The organism is Proteus genomosp. 6, assembly GCF_040139785.1.
Classification (GTDB): Bacteria; Pseudomonadota; Gammaproteobacteria; order Enterobacterales; family Enterobacteriaceae; genus Proteus.
This window is the reverse complement of sequence record NZ_JBEEVJ010000018.1, coordinates 11,816-29,009: the sequence shown is the minus strand read 5'-3', so window position 1 is coordinate 29,009 and position 17,194 is coordinate 11,816. Positions and strand designations below refer to the sequence as shown.

Below are 17,194 nucleotides of genomic sequence, written 5' to 3'. Positions count from 1 at the left end.
GACGGTTTACGTTTCGCTATCCGTGAAGGTGGCCGTACAGTAGGTGCGGGCGTTGTTGCTAAAGTATTAGGTTAATTACTCGCGTAATTTCCTAAAAAAGGGCATCAATTGATGCCCTTTTTATGCGTTGTTTGAAAAAGAACCTATCTCATCACTAGTTTGTTGTAAATTATTGGTGAGATAGGCTCTGATACAACGAATCGAGTCCAGTATCTTGCAGATACGAATGTCATAGAGATATGACACTGTGTCAGATGCAATCATAGTTGATTTTATGGTTAGTCTGATTTGTTTTGCTCTTGCGAGGCAAGCTGGCTATTTATTTACATCATAGTGACAGGTTAATTTATGAGTGCGAATAGCGGAGCTCAAGATAGCAAACGCGGTGGTGATATCGCTAAGTGGATCATTACCGTTTTATTGCTGGCAGTAGCAGTGGGTGGCAACTATCTTTACCGTGAATTTAACCTAGCGTTGCGAGCTTTAGCTGTTGTTGCTTTGTTCGTAGCAGCAGGTGGGATCGCGTTGTGGACAACACAAGGTAAAGCAACGTTAGCATTTGCTCGTGAAGCGCGTATTGAAATGCGTAAAGTAGTATGGCCAACACGTCAAGAAACATTGCAAACAACTCTGATTGTTGCTGCGGTGACGGCTATTGTGTCATTAGTTCTTTGGGGACTGGATGGCATTCTGGTTCGTTTTGTTTCATTTATTACTGGCCTGTGAGGTGTTCATGACTGATTCTCCAAAAAAACGCTGGTATGTCATTCAGGCATTTTCAGGCTTTGAAGGCCGTGTTGCACAGTCTCTGCGTGAACATATCAAATTAAACGAAATGGAAGACTCATTCGGCGAAGTTATGGTTCCAACCGAAGAAGTGGTTGAGATCCGTAGCGGTCAACGTCGCAAAAGTGAGCGTAAATTTTTCCCAGGGTATGTTCTTGTCCAAATGGTCATGAACGATGCAACTTGGCACTTAGTACGTAATGTACCTCGTGTTATGGGATTCATTGGCGGAACGTCAGACAGACCTGCACCAATTAGCGATAAAGAAGTTGATGCGATTATGAATCGCTTACAACAAGTTGGTGATAAACCGCGTCCTAAAACACTGTTTGAACCAGGTGAAATGGTTCGTGTTAGCGATGGTCCATTCGCTGACTTTAATGGTGTTGTTGAAGAAGTTGATTACGAAAAAAGCCGCTTAAAAGTCTCTGTATCAATCTTTGGTCGTGCAACACCAGTTGAATTAGACTTTAGTCAGGTTGAAAAAGGTTAAACCTTTTTACGCTGCTTTCTTGCAAAAGGTGGAAAAGTTATCTACAATTTTCCACCTTTCGTTTTGAGTTGTTTTGTCATAAGACAGAACAAAGTAAAATCGGGGAGCCCTAGCCGGGCGATATACCCAAATTGAGGAATTAATTAATGGCTAAGAAAGTCCAAGCCTATATCAAACTGCAAGTTTCTGCAGGTATGGCTAATCCAAGTCCACCAGTTGGTCCAGCTCTGGGTCAACAAGGTGTTAACATCATGGAATTCTGTAAAGCATTCAACGCTAAAACTGAAAGCGTAGAAAAAGGTTTACCAATTCCTGTTGTTATTACAGTTTATGCTGACCGTTCTTTCACTTTCGTTACCAAAACTCCTCCAGCAGCAGTTCTGCTGAAGAAAGCTGCGGGCGTGAAATCAGGTTCTGGCAAACCGAACAAAGAGAAAGTAGGTAAAATTACTTCTGCTCAAGTTCGTGAAATCGCAGAAACTAAAGCTGCGGACCTGACTGGTGCTGACGTTGAAGCTATGATGCGTTCAATTGCTGGTACTGCTCGTTCCATGGGCCTGGTAGTGGAGGATTAATCTGATGGCTAAACTAACCAAGCGCATGCGCAATATCCGTGAGAAAGTTGAAGTAACTAAACAGTACGAAATTGCTGAAGCTGTTGCTTTACTGAAAGAACTGGCTACTGCTAAATTCGTTGAAAGCGTTGACGTTGCTGTTAACCTTGGCATCGATGCACGTAAATCAGATCAAAACGTTCGTGGTGCAACTGTACTTCCACACGGTACTGGCCGTTCAGTTCGCGTTGCTGTATTCGCACAAGGTGCAAATGCAGAAGCTGCTAAAGAAGCAGGCGCTGAATTAGTCGGTATGGACGACTTAGCTGCTAAAGTTAAAGCTGGCGAAATGGACTTTGACGTTGTTATCGCATCTCCAGATGCAATGCGCGTTGTAGGTCAATTAGGTCAAATCCTTGGCCCACGTGGCTTAATGCCAAACCCGAAAGTGGGTACTGTAACTCCTAACGTTGCTGAAGCAGTTAAAAATGCTAAAGCTGGTCAGGTTCGTTACCGTAACGACAAAAATGGTATTATCCATACCACTATCGGTAAAGTTGATTTCAACGAAGCACAGTTGAAAGAAAACTTAGAAGCTCTGCTGGTTGCTCTGAAAAAAGCAAAACCATCAGCAGCGAAAGGCGTTTATATCAAGAAAGTAAGCCTGTCTACCACTATGGGTGCAGGTGTTGCGATTGATCAAGCTAGCTTAAGCGCGACAGTTTAATCTTAGATTAGACTAAAGTCATAAAAGACTTTACCTTGGCGTCAAATTTGTATAGAATTTGACGCCTTGAGTTTAGCTATGTTGTATTTTATTCAAGTCGACATAACTAAATTCTCTGAATTTCGGTTGGAGTCTGGCCTATCCAGACCCCGTCCAAGACCGCAGGTGTAAGTAATTACTTAATTTTCCTGCGTAGACGGTGAGAGAGCCAATAAAGAATTATATATTCTGGATTCTACTCACCGTGTTTTAGCGCTTATACCATTGTGGTAATAAGTGATGTGAGTCCCGAGTTTTTACTCGGTTAATCCAGGAGCAAGAAGCTAATGGCACTAAATCTTCAAGACAAACAAGCGATTGTTGCTGAAGTCAGCGAAGTTGCCAAAGGTGCGCTTTCTGCAGTTGTTGCGGATTCCCGTGGCGTTACTGTAGCTAAAATGACCGAACTGCGTAAAGCATGTCGTGAAGCTGGCGTTACTGTACGTGTAGTACGTAACACACTTCTGCGTCGTGCTGTTGAAGGTACTTCTTATGAAGTACTGAAAGATGCATTTGTTGGTCCAACCTTGATTGCATTTTCTGCTGAACATCCGGGCGCTGCTGCTCGTCTGTTCAAAGATTTCGCGAAAGCGAACCCAGCATTCGAGATTAAAGCGGCTGCCTTTGAAGGTGAGTTTATCCCAGGTTCGAACATCGATCGTCTGGCTACACTCCCAACTTACGATGAAGCAATCGCACGCCTGATGGCAACCATGAAAGAAGCCTCTGCAGGCAAATTGGTTCGCACTCTGGCTGCTCTGCGCGATCAGAAAGAAGCTGCTTAATAGCCAATTTCTTCGTTGCTTTATTTACGTATAAACTTTTTCTGAATTTTAGGAACACTTGTTATGTCTATTTCTAAAGACGATATCTTAAACGCAGTTGCTGAAATGTCTGTAATGGACGTTGTTGAACTGATCTCTATGATGGAAGAAAAATTCGGTGTATCTGCTGCTGCAGCTGTTGCTGTTGCTGCGGGTCCAGCAGAAGCTGCTGAAGAGAAAACTGAATTTGACGTTATCCTGAAAGCTATCGGCGGTAACAAAGTAGCAGTAATCAAAGCAGTACGTGGCGCTACCGGTCTTGGCCTGAAAGAAGCTAAAGACTTAGTAGAATCTGCACCAGCAGCTCTTAAAGAAGGCGTAAGCAAAGATGATGCTGAAGCTCTGAAGAAAGCTCTGGAAGAAGCAGGCGCTGAGGTTGAAGTTAAATAATTTAACTTCCCAGAGTGCAGCCTAACGGCTGATGGCTGGTGATTTTTTGGTCACCAGCCTTTTTGCGCTGTAAGGTAAGAGTCACTTTTTCACACTTTTTTGGTGTCTCATTACTTCAATATTTTTTGCTATTGACGACTTAATATACTGTGTTAGTCACTACGATCCACGTTCTCGAAAGCTCGGTAGTGATCTTGGCACAATGAAATGATTTAAGAGTAATAGCAATAAATATTCGGAAAATAGTTGTTTTCCTACCTACAAAAAAACAGTGTTTGCAGAATGTCGAGCCATCCTTAAAGTTAAGGACAGGCAGAGTGGGTCACTTTTCAGCGAGCTGAGGAACCCTATGGTTTACTCCTATACCGAGAAAAAACGTATTCGTAAGGATTTTGGTAAACGTCCACAAGTTCTGGATGTTCCCTATCTCCTTTCTATCCAACTTGACTCGTTCCAGAAGTTCATCGAGCAAGATCCTGATGGTCAAAACGGTCTGGAAGCAGCTTTCCGCTCCGTATTTCCTATCCAAAGCTACAGTGGTAATGCTGAATTACAATATGTCAGCTACCGCTTAGGCGAGCCTGTTTTTGATGTTAAAGAATGTCAGATCCGCGGTGTAACTTATTCTGCACCTCTGCGTGTAAAACTGCGTCTGGTCATTTATGAACGTGAAGCCCCAGAAGGCACCGTTAAAGACATCAAAGAACAAGAAGTCTATATGGGTGAGATCCCATTAATGACCGATAATGGTACCTTTGTTATCAATGGTACTGAGCGTGTTATCGTTTCCCAGTTACACCGTAGCCCTGGTGTGTTCTTTGATAGTGACAAAGGTAAAACACACTCTTCAGGTAAGGTGCTGTATAACGCACGTATTATCCCTTATCGTGGCTCATGGTTAGACTTCGAATTCGACCCTAAAGATAACCTTTTTGTCCGTATTGACCGTCGCCGTAAATTACCTGCGACTATCATTTTACGCGCAATGAACTACAGCACTGAAGAAATCTTAGGATTATTCTTCGAAAAAACATTGTTTGAAATCAGCAACAACAAGCTGATGATGACATTAGTGCCTGAACGTCTGCGTGGTGAAACTGCTTCATTTGATATTGAAGCAAACGGCAAAGTGTATGTCGAAAAAGGCCGTCGTATTACCGCTCGCCATATTCGTCAATTAGAAAAAGAGCAAGTTGACCGCATTGAAGTACCTGTTGAATACATTGCAGGTAAAGTGGTTGCTCGTGACTATATTGATGAAGCGACAGGTGAACTGATTTGTGCTGCTAACATGGAAATCTCTTTAGATGTGTTAGCTCGCTTAAGTCAAGCTGGTCATAAAACGATTGAAACTCTGTTTACCAATGACTTAGATCATGGTGCTTATATTTCAGAAACTGTTCGCGTCGATCCTACAAACGATCGTTTAAGCGCATTAGTTGAAATCTATCGCATGATGCGTCCTGGTGAACCACCTACACGCGAAGCAGCAGAAAATTTATTTGAGAACTTATTCTTCTCTGAAGATCGTTATGATCTGTCTGCTGTTGGTCGTATGAAGTTCAACCGTTCTTTAGGCCGTGACGAAGTTGAAGGTTCTGGCATCCTAAGCCAAGAAGATATCATTGAAGTAATGAGAAAACTGATTGATATCCGTAATGGTAAAGGTGAAGTGGATGATATTGACCACTTAGGTAACCGTCGTATTCGTTCTGTTGGCGAAATGGCTGAAAACCAATTCCGTGTTGGTCTGGTGCGTGTTGAACGTGCAGTTAAAGAGCGTCTATCTTTAGGCGATCTTGATGCATTAATGCCACAAGATATGATCAACGCAAAACCGATTTCTGCTGCTGTCAAAGAATTCTTTGGTTCTAGCCAGTTATCACAGTTTATGGATCAGAATAACCCGCTATCAGAAATTACGCACAAACGTCGTATTTCTGCATTAGGCCCTGGTGGTTTGACCCGTGAACGTGCAGGCTTCGAAGTTCGAGACGTACACCCAACTCACTACGGTCGTGTGTGCCCAATCGAAACACCTGAAGGTCCAAACATCGGTCTTATCAACTCATTATCTGTTTATGCACAGACTAATGAGTACGGTTTCCTAGAAACGCCTTACCGTGTTGTTGAAAACAATGCCGTAACAGATGAAATTCACTATCTGTCTGCAATCGAAGAAGGTAACTTCATCATTGCTCAGGCTAACTCCGTATTAGACGATGACAATCACTTCGTTGAAGAATTAGTTACTTGCCGTCATAAAGGTGAGTCAAGCTTATTTAGTCGTGACCAAGTTCAGTACATGGACGTTTCAACCCAGCAGGTTGTTTCTGTCGGTGCTTCACTGATCCCATTCCTTGAACACGATGACGCCAACCGTGCATTGATGGGTGCGAACATGCAACGTCAGGCTGTTCCTACACTTCGTGGTGATAAACCACTGGTAGGTACAGGTATGGAACGTGCGGTAGCGGTTGACTCCGGTGTTACTGCGGTTGCTAAACGTGGTGGTGTTGTTCAGTATGTTGATGCTTCTCGTATCGTTATCAAAGTTAACGAAGAAGAGACTTACGCTGGTGAAGCGGGCATCGATATCTACAGCTTGACTAAATACACTCGTTCTAACCAGAACACATGTATTAACCAAACTCCTTGCGTATCTTTAGGTGAACCTGTTGATCGTGGTGACGTGTTAGCTGATGGTCCTTCAACAGACCTTGGTGAGTTAGCATTAGGTCAAAACATGCGCGTGGCATTTATGCCATGGAATGGTTATAACTACGAGGACTCCATCCTTGTATCTGAACGTGTTGTTCAAGAAGATCGTTTCACTACTATCCATATTCAAGAACTTGCTTGTGTCTCTCGTGATACTAAGTTAGGGCCTGAAGAGATCACTGCTGATATCCCGAACGTCGGTGAAGCAGCGTTATCTAAACTGGATGAATCAGGTATCGTTTATATCGGTGCTGAAGTGAAAGGTGGTGACATTCTGGTTGGTAAAGTAACACCTAAAGGTGAAACTCAACTGACTCCAGAAGAGAAACTGCTGCGTGCTATCTTCGGTGAAAAAGCGTCTGATGTTAAAGATTCTTCTCTGCGTGTTCCTAATGGTGTGTCTGGTACAGTTATCGACGTACAAGTCTTCACCCGTGATGGCGTAGAAAAAGATAAACGTGCATTAGAAATCGAAGAATCACAGTTACGTGAAGTTAAAAAAGACTTAACTGAAGAACTGCGTATCTTTGAAGCTGGTCTATTCGCTCGTATCCGTGGTGTTCTGATTGCTGGCGGTATTGAAGCTGAGAAATTAGATAAATTACCTCGTGAACGTTGGTTAGAGCTGGGTATTGCGGATGAAGAGAAGCAAAACCAGTTAGAACAATTAGCAGAACAGTATGATGAACTGAAAGCTGAGTTCGCGAAGAAACTGGAAGCTAAACGTCGTAAAATCACTCAAGGTGATGATTTAGCACCAGGCGTGCTGAAAATCGTTAAGGTTTACCTGGCTGTTAAACGTCAGATCCAACCTGGTGATAAGATGGCGGGTCGTCATGGTAACAAGGGTGTTATCTCTAAGATTAACCCAATTGAAGACATGCCATACGATGAAAACGGCAATCCAGTAGACCTCGTATTGAACCCACTGGGTGTACCATCACGTATGAACATCGGTCAGATCCTTGAAACTCACTTGGGTATGGCTGCTAAAGGTATCGGTGATAAGATCAACGCGATGCTGAAACAGCAACAAGAAGTTGCTAAATTACGTGAATTTATCCAGAAAGCTTACGATCTGGGTATGGCACCTCGTCAGAAAGTTGATCTGGACACCTTCAGCGATGAAGAAGTGTTACGTCTGGCTGAAAACCTGAAAAAAGGTATGCCAACCGCAACACCAGTGTTCGATGGTGCAGAAGAAATGGAAATTAAAGAGATGCTGAAATTAGCTGATCTTCCAACTTCTGGTCAGATTACACTTTTCGATGGTCGTACAGGTGAACAATTTGAGCGTCCAGTAACTGTTGGTTACATGTACATGCTGAAACTGAACCACTTAGTTGATGACAAGATGCACGCCCGTTCTACTGGTTCGTACAGCTTGGTTACTCAGCAACCTCTTGGTGGTAAAGCACAGTTTGGTGGACAGCGTTTCGGGGAGATGGAAGTGTGGGCACTGGAAGCATACGGTGCAGCTTATACTCTTCAAGAAATGCTTACTGTTAAGTCGGATGACGTTAACGGTCGTACCAAAATGTACAAAAACATCGTTGATGGTAACCATCAGATGGAACCAGGTATGCCAGAGTCGTTCAACGTATTGTTGAAAGAGATCCGTTCACTGGGTATCAACATCGAATTGGAAGACGAATAACGGATTCCATATAGACAGACTGCTAGAAATGGCAGTCTGTCAAACAGTGACTACACTGGTTTAAAGGGGTGAATGACAGGGGTCATTTGCCTGGCAGGTCTAACTCCGACAGGAGCCATTTCGTGAAAGACTTATTAAAGTTTCTGAAAGCGCAAACCAAGACCGAAGAGTTTGATGCGATCAAAATTGCTCTGGCATCACCTGATATGATCCGTTCATGGTCATTTGGTGAAGTTAAAAAGCCAGAAACAATTAACTACCGTACGTTCAAACCAGAGCGTGACGGTCTTTTCTGTGCCCGTATTTTCGGACCAGTAAAAGATTACGAATGTTTGTGTGGTAAATACAAACGTTTAAAACACCGTGGTGTTATCTGTGAGAAGTGTGGCGTTGAAGTTACACAAACTAAAGTTCGTCGTGAACGTATGGGTCACATCGAATTAGCTTCTCCAGTTGCTCACATTTGGTTCTTGAAATCACTGCCGTCCCGTATCGGTCTGCTGCTGGATATGCCACTGCGCGATATTGAACGTGTACTGTATTTCGAATCTTATGTTGTTGTTGAAGGCGGGATGACTAGCCTTGAGCGTGGACAAATCTTAACAGAAGAGCAATATCTTGATGCATTAGAAGAATTCGGTGACGAATTCGATGCGAAGATGGGTGCAGAAGCTGTTCAGAACTTGTTACAGAGCATGGATCTGGAACAAGAGTGTGAAACGCTGCGTGAAGAGTTAAATGAAACTAACTCTGAAACTAAACGTAAGAAACTGACTAAACGTATCAAGTTACTTGAAGCATTCATGCAATCAGGCAATAAACCTGAGTGGATGATCTTAACTGTACTGCCTGTGTTACCACCAGACTTACGTCCATTGGTTCCACTTGATGGCGGTCGTTTTGCGACTTCAGACCTGAACGATTTATATCGTCGTGTGATCAACCGTAACAACCGTTTAAAACGCCTGCTTGATTTAGCAGCACCAGACATTATCGTACGTAACGAAAAACGTATGTTACAAGAGTCTGTGGATGCGTTATTAGATAACGGTCGTCGTGGTCGTGCGATTACGGGTTCTAACAAACGTCCTCTGAAATCTTTGGCTGATATGATCAAAGGTAAACAAGGTCGTTTCCGTCAAAACCTGTTAGGTAAACGTGTTGACTATTCTGGTCGTTCTGTAATCACCGTTGGTCCATACCTGCGTCTGCATCAGTGTGGTCTACCGAAGAAAATGGCTCTTGAGTTATTCAAACCATTTATTTACGGAAAACTGGAAACCCGTGGTTTAGCGACAACAATCAAAGCCGCTAAAAAAATGGTTGAGCGTGAAGAAGCGGTTGTTTGGGATATCTTAGATGAAGTTATCCGCGAACACCCAGTGATGCTGAACCGTGCACCAACACTTCACCGTTTAGGTATTCAGGCATTTGAACCAATCCTTATCGAAGGTAAAGCTATTCAGTTACACCCACTCGTTTGTGCGGCATATAATGCCGACTTCGATGGTGACCAAATGGCGGTTCACGTACCATTGACATTAGAAGCACAGTTAGAAGCTCGTGCGCTGATGATGTCAACAAACAACATTCTGTCTCCAGCAAGTGGTGACCCAATCATCGTTCCTTCACAGGACGTTGTATTAGGTCTGTACTACATGACTCGTGACTGCATCAATGCCAAAGGTGAAGGCATGGTGTTAAGTGGCCCTAAAGAAGCTGAACGCGTTTATCGCGCAGGTTTAGCCTCTTTACACGCACGCGTTAAAGTACGTATCACTGAAGAGATCAAAGATGGCGAAGGTAACATCACCACTGAAACTAGCTTAAAAGACACAACTGTCGGCCGAGCTATTTTATGGATGATCGTACCAAAAGGCCTACCTTACGCGCTGGTTAACCAACCATTAGGTAAGAAAGCAATTTCTAAAATGCTGAATACCTGTTATCGCGTATTGGGCTTGAAGCCAACAGTTATTTTTGCTGACCAAATCATGTATACCGGTTTTGCTTACGCAGCACGTTCAGGTGCTTCAGTAGGTATCGATGATATGGTTATCCCTGCGAAAAAAGCAGAGATCATTGCAGAAGCAGAAGCAGAAGTTGCAGAAATTCAGGAACAGTTCCAATCCGGTCTGGTAACAGCGGGCGAACGTTACAACAAAGTTATCGATATTTGGGCTGCGGCGAATGAGCGCGTAGCAAAAGCGATGATGGAAAACCTGTCTACTGAAACCGTTATTAACCGTAATGGTGAAGAAGAACAACAAGTATCTTTCAACAGCATCTTTATGATGGCTGACTCCGGTGCTCGTGGTTCTGCAGCTCAGATTCGTCAGTTAGCAGGTATGCGTGGTTTGATGGCTAAGCCAGATGGCTCAATCATCGAAACACCTATTACAGCAAACTTCCGTGAAGGTCTGAACGTACTCCAGTACTTCATCTCAACTCACGGTGCTCGTAAAGGTCTTGCGGATACCGCACTGAAAACAGCAAACTCCGGTTACTTGACTCGTCGTTTAGTTGACGTTGCACAAGACTTAGTCGTAACAGAAGACGACTGTGGTACAACCGAAGGTGTTATGATGACTCCGGTTATCGAAGGTGGTGATGTTAAAGAACCACTGCGTGAACGTGTATTAGGTCGTGTGGCTGCAGAAGATATTCTGAAACCAGGTACTGCCGATATTCTTGTTCCACGTAACACCCTGTTAAACGAAAAACTGTGTGACTTGTTAGAAGAAAACTCAGTTGACAGCGTGAAAGTACGTTCAGTTGTAACCTGTAACACAGACTTCGGTGTGTGTGCTAATTGTTATGGTCGTGACCTTGCTCGTGGTCATATCATTAACAAAGGTGAAGCTATCGGTGTTATCGCGGCACAGTCAATCGGTGAACCAGGTACACAGTTAACGATGCGTACGTTCCACATCGGTGGTGCGGCATCTCGTGCGGCAGCAGAATCTAGCATTCAAGTACGTAACAAAGGTACTCTGAAGCTGTTTAATGCGAAGTTCATTACTAATACTGCTGGTAAATTAGTTATCACTTCTCGTAACACAGAATTACGTTTAATTGACGAATTCGGTCGTACGAAAGAGAGCTATAAAGTACCTTACGGTGCTCAATTAGCGAAGGGTGATGGCGAAGCGGTTAACGGTGGCGAAACTGTTGCTAACTGGGATCCACATACAATGCCAGTTGTGAGTGAAGTATCTGGTATCATCCGTTTTGCAGACATGGTTGATGGTCAAACTATCACACGTCAAACAGATGAATTAACAGGTCTTTCTTCACTGGTTGTTCTGGATTCAGCAGAGCGTACAGGTAGCGGTAAAGATTTACGTCCAGCATTACGCATCACTGATGCACAAGGTAATGACGTATTAATCCCGAATACTGATATGCCAGCACAGTACTTCCTGCCAGGTAAAGCGATTGTTCAGTTAGACGATGGCATTACAATTAACGCAGGTGACACTTTAGCGCGTATTCCACAAGAATCTGGCGGTACTAAAGATATCACCGGTGGTCTGCCACGCGTTGCTGACTTGTTTGAAGCTCGTCGTCCGAAAGAGCCTGCAATCCTTGCTGAAATCAGCGGTATTGTTTCGTTCGGTAAAGAGACTAAAGGTAAACGTCGTCTAGTTATTTCTCCATTAGACGGTAGCGATGCATACGAAGAGATGATCCCTAAATGGCGTCAACTTAACGTATTCGAGGGTGAGGTTGTGGAACGCGGTGATGTTATTTCCGATGGTCCAGAATCACCACACGACATTCTGCGCTTACGTGGTGTTCATGCGGTTACTCGCTATATCACTAACGAAGTACAGGAAGTTTACCGTTTACAAGGCGTTAAGATTAACGATAAACACATCGAAGTTATCGTACGTCAGATGCTACGTAAAGTTACCATTGAGAACGCAGGAAGCTCTGAGTTCCTCGAAGGCGAACAGGTTGAATACGCTCGCGTTAAAGTTTCAAACCGTGTTCTGGAAGATGATGGTAAAGTACCAGCAACGTATGCTCGTGACCTGTTAGGTATCACGAAAGCATCTCTGGCAACTGAATCCTTCATCTCTGCTGCATCGTTCCAAGAAACAACTCGTGTTCTGACGGAAGCTGCGGTAGCGGGTAAACGTGATGAATTACGTGGCTTGAAAGAAAACGTTATTGTTGGTCGCTTGATCCCAGCTGGTACTGGATATGCGTATCACCAAGATCGTATGAAGCGTCGTCAATCACAATTGCCGACAGATGAAACTGAAACAACAATCAGTGCTGATGAAGCATCTGCTAACTTAGCAGAATTACTGAATGCTGGTTTTGGTGGATTAAAAGACTAAAATCTAATTTAGATTAGATTGAAATGCCCTCCATTGTGAGGGCATTTTTTGTTTCTGTTCTACATAAGTAGGCGAAATGATGAGAATAATATCTAAGATTTTGATTATTCTATGTTTTATTTTTACTGGATTTGCTTCAGCAGTGCCTTATGAAAGAGGTATTCCAACAGAAGCTCAATGGGATTTAAAAACGCCCATTACAACATTGATGCAACTTCGCCAACAAAAAACGTTATATGCGTTTGTGGGGGATAAATTGCAACCTGTTGCAGAACTTTTTCCTAACCAAGGTTTTTATGCATCAGTTACAGAGGGTGATTACCACAAAATACAATTTGGGAATGCTCAAGGTTATCTTGAAGCGGGCTATCTAGAAGATGGCTATTTTGAAGATATTGCCTCAATGAAACCAGATAAGAAAATACGTTTCTTATCAGATCGCACGAAGAAAGCAGATTATCCTATCTACGAATATTTAATTACGACAAAAAATACTCCTATCTATAGTGATAAAGATATTACTAGTCCACAAATAGCGACACTCTTACCCAATTTACGTTACCCCGTGTTATCTCGCACAATAAAAGAAGGTACTAATGGAAGTAAAATCAATTGGTTTGAAATCTCTTTAGGTGATCGCTTAGGTTATATTTCATCAAGGGATGTAAAGCCTGACTTAGGGATACCAGTACTTACTTATCACCATATTCTTAAAACTACGGAAAACCATAATTTTCGTCATACATCAACAACAACATCATTAACTGCATTTACAGAGCAGATGAATTATTTAAAAGAAGCTGGATATGAAACGCTTTCGCTCAATCAAGTTGCTGGCTATTTAAATAAGAGTGTTAATTTGCCAGGCAAAGCTGTTGCATTAACATTTGATGATGGTTTGCAATCCGTTTATCGTTATGCTTATCCTCTTTTAAAAGAAAATGGTCAACGAGCAACACTATTTGTTATCTCATCACGAATAAAATCCAAAACACCTAAGTGGGCACCTAATTCATTACAATTTATGAGTTGGCAATCACTCAAATCGAGTCGTGATGTTTTTGATATTCAATCACATTCCCATTTTTTACATCGTTTAGATAATAATAAAAAACCTATTATTTTTAGCCGTCAGTCCCACACAATTATATTAGACTTACAACGCTCACAACGTGTATTGCGATTATTAAATCCACATCAATATGCCTTTGCATATCCTTTCGGTGGATATAATCAAAGGGCAATTACTGCAGTCAAAGCGTCTGGTATGACATTGGCGGTGACAACTCAACAGGGAAAAGTTCGTTTAGGTGATCCTCCTTTTGCACTAAAACGGCTCTATGCTTTGAGTACAGATCCTATTGAGAAATTTGCGAGGATGGTGGGTAATGATGAATATGAAGTCGTTAATAAAAATATCGTTGTTGATAAATAATTAAAAATAAAATTTATAATCTTAAAAAATACCTTTGATATTTATTGAAGGTATTTTTTATTCCTCTATTACCAATTCAGTTAAGATCAATAAATAACTTATATTTTTCAGATAATTATGATGATTTTTTAGTGATAAAAATTTATTTTTTTCTGTAAGCTGGCAATCCAAATTCAGTATGGAGCTAGTTATGAAAAAGCCTATATCTATATCTTCTTATGATTCTGCATTTAAACGCTTTATGATGAATGTCAGTAATGCGAAAGATTTCTTCTTTGTTCATTTACCAGAGGAATTAAAAAGTCATTGTGATTTTTCGACGTTACAATTACAAAATTCTTCTTTCATCGATATTAAATTACGTTCTCGTATGTCTGATATTTTGTATTTAGTCAAAACCAAAGAGGGTGATATTCCTATTTATTTACTGATAGAGCATCAATCTAGGCCAGATAAAATGATAGCTTGGCGCATGATGAATTATGCATTTTCCACTATGAATCAACATTTACAGCAAGGTTATAAATCGTTGCCTCTCGTTGTTCCTATTTTGTTTTATCATGGTAAGAAAAAACCTTATCCTTTTCCTGTTAATTGGATGTCATGCTTTCCACTTACTTCACTTGCTAATAAGCTTTATTCTAATAATTTCTCTTTAATTGATTTGACTTCAATTGATGATGATATTTTGCTGACACATAAAAAAGCAGCGGTAATGGAAATTGCAATGAAGTATGTTAATAGTTGTCATGATCTTAATAAGATTGCAATGCTTCTATCAAAAGCAATAAATCAGAAAAACTGCAGAGATGAGGACACGATTATTGTCGTAGAATATTTATTCTCAATTCTGGATGCATCAGACTTTGAATTTGTTATCAATAAAATAGTTGAACAGGTAGATAGCCACAGAGAGGTGATTATGAATATAGCGTGGAGATTAGAAAATAAAGGGTTTGAATTAGGTAAAAATGAGGGTATTAAATTAGGTAAAACGGAAGGTATTGAGATTGGTAAAAAAATAGTACAAATAGAATTAGCTCAAAATTTATTAAAAGAGAATTTTGATCTTTCATTGATCGAAAAAATATCAGGTTTGAGTATGCAAGAACTTGAAGAATTAGCAGTATAAGAATTAAGTTAATTATTTTATATAATATTAAATTAAAAATATCCTAAGACATTATTTATAATCTTTTATTTTTCTTTAATTATTTTAAGTTTATTACATGTTATTTTTATTGAGTTATTTAATAAAAACCGCCTTTATTATTTTTAATTAAATTAATTAAAAGCGGTTTTATATTATTCAAATTTTAATTAACGACCCAAGTAATTATCCCAATCTTTCCATACAGGTTGTAATCCTCGCTCTTTTAATACGTTAATAACATCATTTACATGGCGATTATCATTAGGTGAAAACTGTTCTAGCTCTTCATGACTATCAGAATATCCACCGGGTTGGGTTTTAGATCCTGCGCTAATATTATTAATTGCTAACGGCACTGTGTTATCGCGAAAATAAGGAGATTCTCGTGTTGAAAGTGAAAGCTCAACGTCTGGTGCCAAAATGCGAAAAGCACAGATCAATTGAACTAATTCAGCTTCACTCATTACCGATGCAGGGCTAAGCCCACCAGCGCAAGGACGTAAACGAGGAAAAGAGATAGAGTAACGGCTTTTCCAATAGCGTTTTTGTAAGAACAAGAGATGTTCTGCCACCATATAACAATCGCTACGCCACTGACTTGAAAGGCCAATCAACGCACCTAAACCAATTTTATCAATTCCTGCTTGCCCTAATCTATCAGGTGTTTGTAGTCGCCAATGGAAATCTTGTTTTTTACCTTTTAGATGATGAAGCTGATAAGTTGGTTCATGATAGGTTTCTTGATAAACCATCACGCCATCAATACCTAGTGTTTTTAATTCTGCATACTCTTCTGTTGCAAGAGGTTGTACTTCCATCATTAATGAACTGAAATTTTCTCGAATAAGAGGGATATATTGGCGAAAATAATCCATACCCACTTTTCTTTGGTGCTCTCCAGTCACTAATAACAAGCTATCAAAACCTAACTGCCTGATGCTACTGCATTCAGCGATGATTTCATTTTCATTTAATGTTTTACGTTTAATGGCATTACTCATTGAAAAACCACAATAAGTACAATCATTCGCACATAGATTAGAAAGATAAAGTGGAACATATAATCCCACAATATTACCAAAACGTTGTCGAGTGAGTTGTTGAGCACGTTGTGCCATAGGCTCTAAATAATGGCGACCCGCAGGCGAAATTAGCGCCATAAAATCATCAAGTGTAAGGGAATGGCGATTTAATGCGGCTTCAACATCCGCATTGGTTTTACTATTGAGTTTTAATGTAATGTCATCCCAGTCGAGTTGTTGCCAATAATCAGAAAAAGTGTCCATTAGAATGCCCCTAAGTATTGGGTTAATGGACTAGAGGCTTGCGCTTGCATATTCACAGCTGAAGCAGGTGTCGTAAGTCCTGATTGTCGAGCAAGTTCACCAGCATCAAGCGCTGCTTTAAATGCTTGCGCCATTAGAATAGGATTTTTGGCAACAGCAATTGCGGTATTAACTAATACTGCATCAGCACCTAACTCTAAAGCTTCGAGGGCATGACTTGGTGCACCAATACCAGCATCAACAACAACAGGAATTGAGGCTTGTTCAATGATAATTCGTAGGAAATCACGAGTCTGTAAGCCTTGATTTGAGCCAATAGGAGAGCCTAATGGCATTACAGCTGCACAGCCAACTTCTTCTAAACGACGACATAAAACAGGATCAGCACTGCAATAAGGTAAAACAACAAAACCTTCTTTAACGAGGATTTCAGCGGCTTTAAGTGTTTCAATAGGATCAGGTAATAAATATTTAGTGTCAGGATGAATTTCTAATTTTACCCAATGGGTGCCAAAGGCTTCTTTGGCTAAACGAGCCGCAAAAACAGCTTCTTGTGCTGTTTTTGCACCAGATGTATTAGGTAATAATTTTACCCCTAATGATTTAAGTGGTGCGATTAAATCATCATTACCATTCTTTAAATCCACACGCTTCATTGCCATGGTTACTAATTGGCTACCCGAAGCCTTAATGGCTTCTGTCATTAGCGTTGGTGTTGCAAATTTTCCTGTGCCTGTAAAAAGTCTAGATGTGAATGTTGTATCAGCAATTTTTAACATA

The 17,194-nt window shown here is 41.1% G+C and carries 13 protein-coding genes; 11 read left to right on the top strand and 2 right to left on the bottom strand.

What is annotated here, in order from left to right:
• The 11 genes from ABN212_RS17555 to ABN212_RS17505 all read left to right on the top strand — a co-directional run.
• Nucleotides 1-75, top strand: a 75-nt coding sequence (locus ABN212_RS17555) for an elongation factor Tu (protein ID WP_072077167.1), incomplete at its 5' end; no start/stop codon positions are given.
• Nucleotides 76-348: 273 nt separating this feature from the next.
• On the top strand, nucleotides 349-726 hold the full coding sequence (gene secE / locus ABN212_RS17550; protein WP_023583091.1) for a preprotein translocase subunit SecE: 378 nt from the start codon (nucleotides 349-351) through the stop codon (nucleotides 724-726).
• A 7-nt stretch (nucleotides 727-733) separates the two neighbouring features.
• A complete protein-coding gene (gene nusG, locus ABN212_RS17545; protein ID WP_004246900.1) occupies nucleotides 734-1,279 on the top strand; it encodes a transcription termination/antitermination protein NusG in 546 nt (181 codons plus the stop codon).
• A 146-nt stretch (nucleotides 1,280-1,425) separates the two neighbouring features.
• Nucleotides 1,426-1,854, top strand: a complete 429-nt coding sequence (gene rplK / locus ABN212_RS17540; RefSeq protein WP_006534703.1) for a 50S ribosomal protein L11 — start codon at nucleotides 1,426-1,428, stop codon at nucleotides 1,852-1,854.
• A 4-nt stretch (nucleotides 1,855-1,858) separates the two neighbouring features.
• Nucleotides 1,859-2,560 (top strand): 50S ribosomal protein L1, encoded by a 702-nt coding sequence (rplA, locus tag ABN212_RS17535; protein ID WP_023583092.1) that lies wholly within the window; start codon nucleotides 1,859-1,861, stop codon nucleotides 2,558-2,560.
• 326 nt (nucleotides 2,561-2,886) lie between these two features.
• Entirely contained in the window at nucleotides 2,887-3,384 is a 498-nt protein-coding gene (gene rplJ / locus ABN212_RS17530; protein WP_006534706.1) for a 50S ribosomal protein L10, read from the top strand.
• A gap of 63 nt (nucleotides 3,385-3,447) precedes the next feature.
• On the top strand, nucleotides 3,448-3,813 hold the full coding sequence (gene rplL / locus ABN212_RS17525; RefSeq protein WP_023583093.1) for a 50S ribosomal protein L7/L12: 366 nt from the start codon (nucleotides 3,448-3,450) through the stop codon (nucleotides 3,811-3,813).
• 349 nt (nucleotides 3,814-4,162) lie between these two features.
• Nucleotides 4,163-8,191, top strand: coding sequence for a DNA-directed RNA polymerase subunit beta (rpoB, locus tag ABN212_RS17520; protein ID WP_109374341.1), 4,029 nt, complete (start codon nucleotides 4,163-4,165; stop codon nucleotides 8,189-8,191).
• Between the two features lie 122 nt (nucleotides 8,192-8,313).
• Nucleotides 8,314-12,540, top strand: a complete 4,227-nt coding sequence (rpoC, locus tag ABN212_RS17515; protein ID WP_109374342.1) for a DNA-directed RNA polymerase subunit beta' — start codon at nucleotides 8,314-8,316, stop codon at nucleotides 12,538-12,540.
• Between the two features lie 79 nt (nucleotides 12,541-12,619).
• Nucleotides 12,620-13,975 carry a polysaccharide deacetylase family protein gene (locus ABN212_RS17510; protein ID WP_349443530.1) on the top strand — a complete coding sequence of 452 codons (1,356 nt, stop codon included), beginning with the start codon at nucleotides 12,620-12,622 and terminating at the stop codon, nucleotides 13,973-13,975.
• A gap of 190 nt (nucleotides 13,976-14,165) precedes the next feature.
• Entirely contained in the window at nucleotides 14,166-15,107 is a 942-nt protein-coding gene (locus ABN212_RS17505) for an Rpn family recombination-promoting nuclease/putative transposase (protein WP_198632749.1), read from the top strand.
• 188 nt (nucleotides 15,108-15,295) lie between these two features.
• On the opposite strand, the gene thiH is transcribed toward ABN212_RS17505, so the two are convergent.
• Complete coding sequence (gene thiH / locus ABN212_RS17500) at nucleotides 15,296-16,414, bottom strand: 2-iminoacetate synthase ThiH (protein ID WP_109374345.1); 1,119 nt, start codon at nucleotides 16,412-16,414, stop codon at nucleotides 15,296-15,298.
• Nucleotides 16,414-17,193 (bottom strand): thiazole synthase, encoded by a 780-nt coding sequence (locus ABN212_RS17495; RefSeq protein WP_198621053.1) that lies wholly within the window; start codon nucleotides 17,191-17,193, stop codon nucleotides 16,414-16,416. Before ABN212_RS17495 ends, thiH begins: the two co-directional genes overlap by 1 nt.
• Nucleotide 17,194: the final 1 nt, after the last annotated feature.

Coding starts and splice junctions, on each gene's coding strand:
- secE (WP_023583091.1), top strand. CDS start 349: ATGAGTGCGAATAGCGGAGCTCAAGATAGCAAACGCGGTGGTGATATC.
- nusG (WP_004246900.1), top strand. CDS start 734: ATGACTGATTCTCCAAAAAAACGCTGGTATGTCATTCAGGCATTTTCA.
- rplK (WP_006534703.1), top strand. CDS start 1,426: ATGGCTAAGAAAGTCCAAGCCTATATCAAACTGCAAGTTTCTGCAGGT.
- rplA (WP_023583092.1), top strand. CDS start 1,859: ATGGCTAAACTAACCAAGCGCATGCGCAATATCCGTGAGAAAGTTGAA.
- rplJ (WP_006534706.1), top strand. CDS start 2,887: ATGGCACTAAATCTTCAAGACAAACAAGCGATTGTTGCTGAAGTCAGC.
- rplL (WP_023583093.1), top strand. CDS start 3,448: ATGTCTATTTCTAAAGACGATATCTTAAACGCAGTTGCTGAAATGTCT.
- rpoB (WP_109374341.1), top strand. CDS start 4,163: ATGGTTTACTCCTATACCGAGAAAAAACGTATTCGTAAGGATTTTGGT.
- ABN212_RS17510 (WP_349443530.1), top strand. CDS start 12,620: ATGAGAATAATATCTAAGATTTTGATTATTCTATGTTTTATTTTTACT.
- ABN212_RS17505 (WP_198632749.1), top strand. CDS start 14,166: ATGAAAAAGCCTATATCTATATCTTCTTATGATTCTGCATTTAAACGC.
- thiH (WP_109374345.1), bottom strand. CDS start 16,414: ATGGACACTTTTTCTGATTATTGGCAACAACTCGACTGGGATGACATT.
- ABN212_RS17495 (WP_198621053.1), bottom strand. CDS start 17,193: ATGTTAAAAATTGCTGATACAACATTCACATCTAGACTTTTTACAGGC.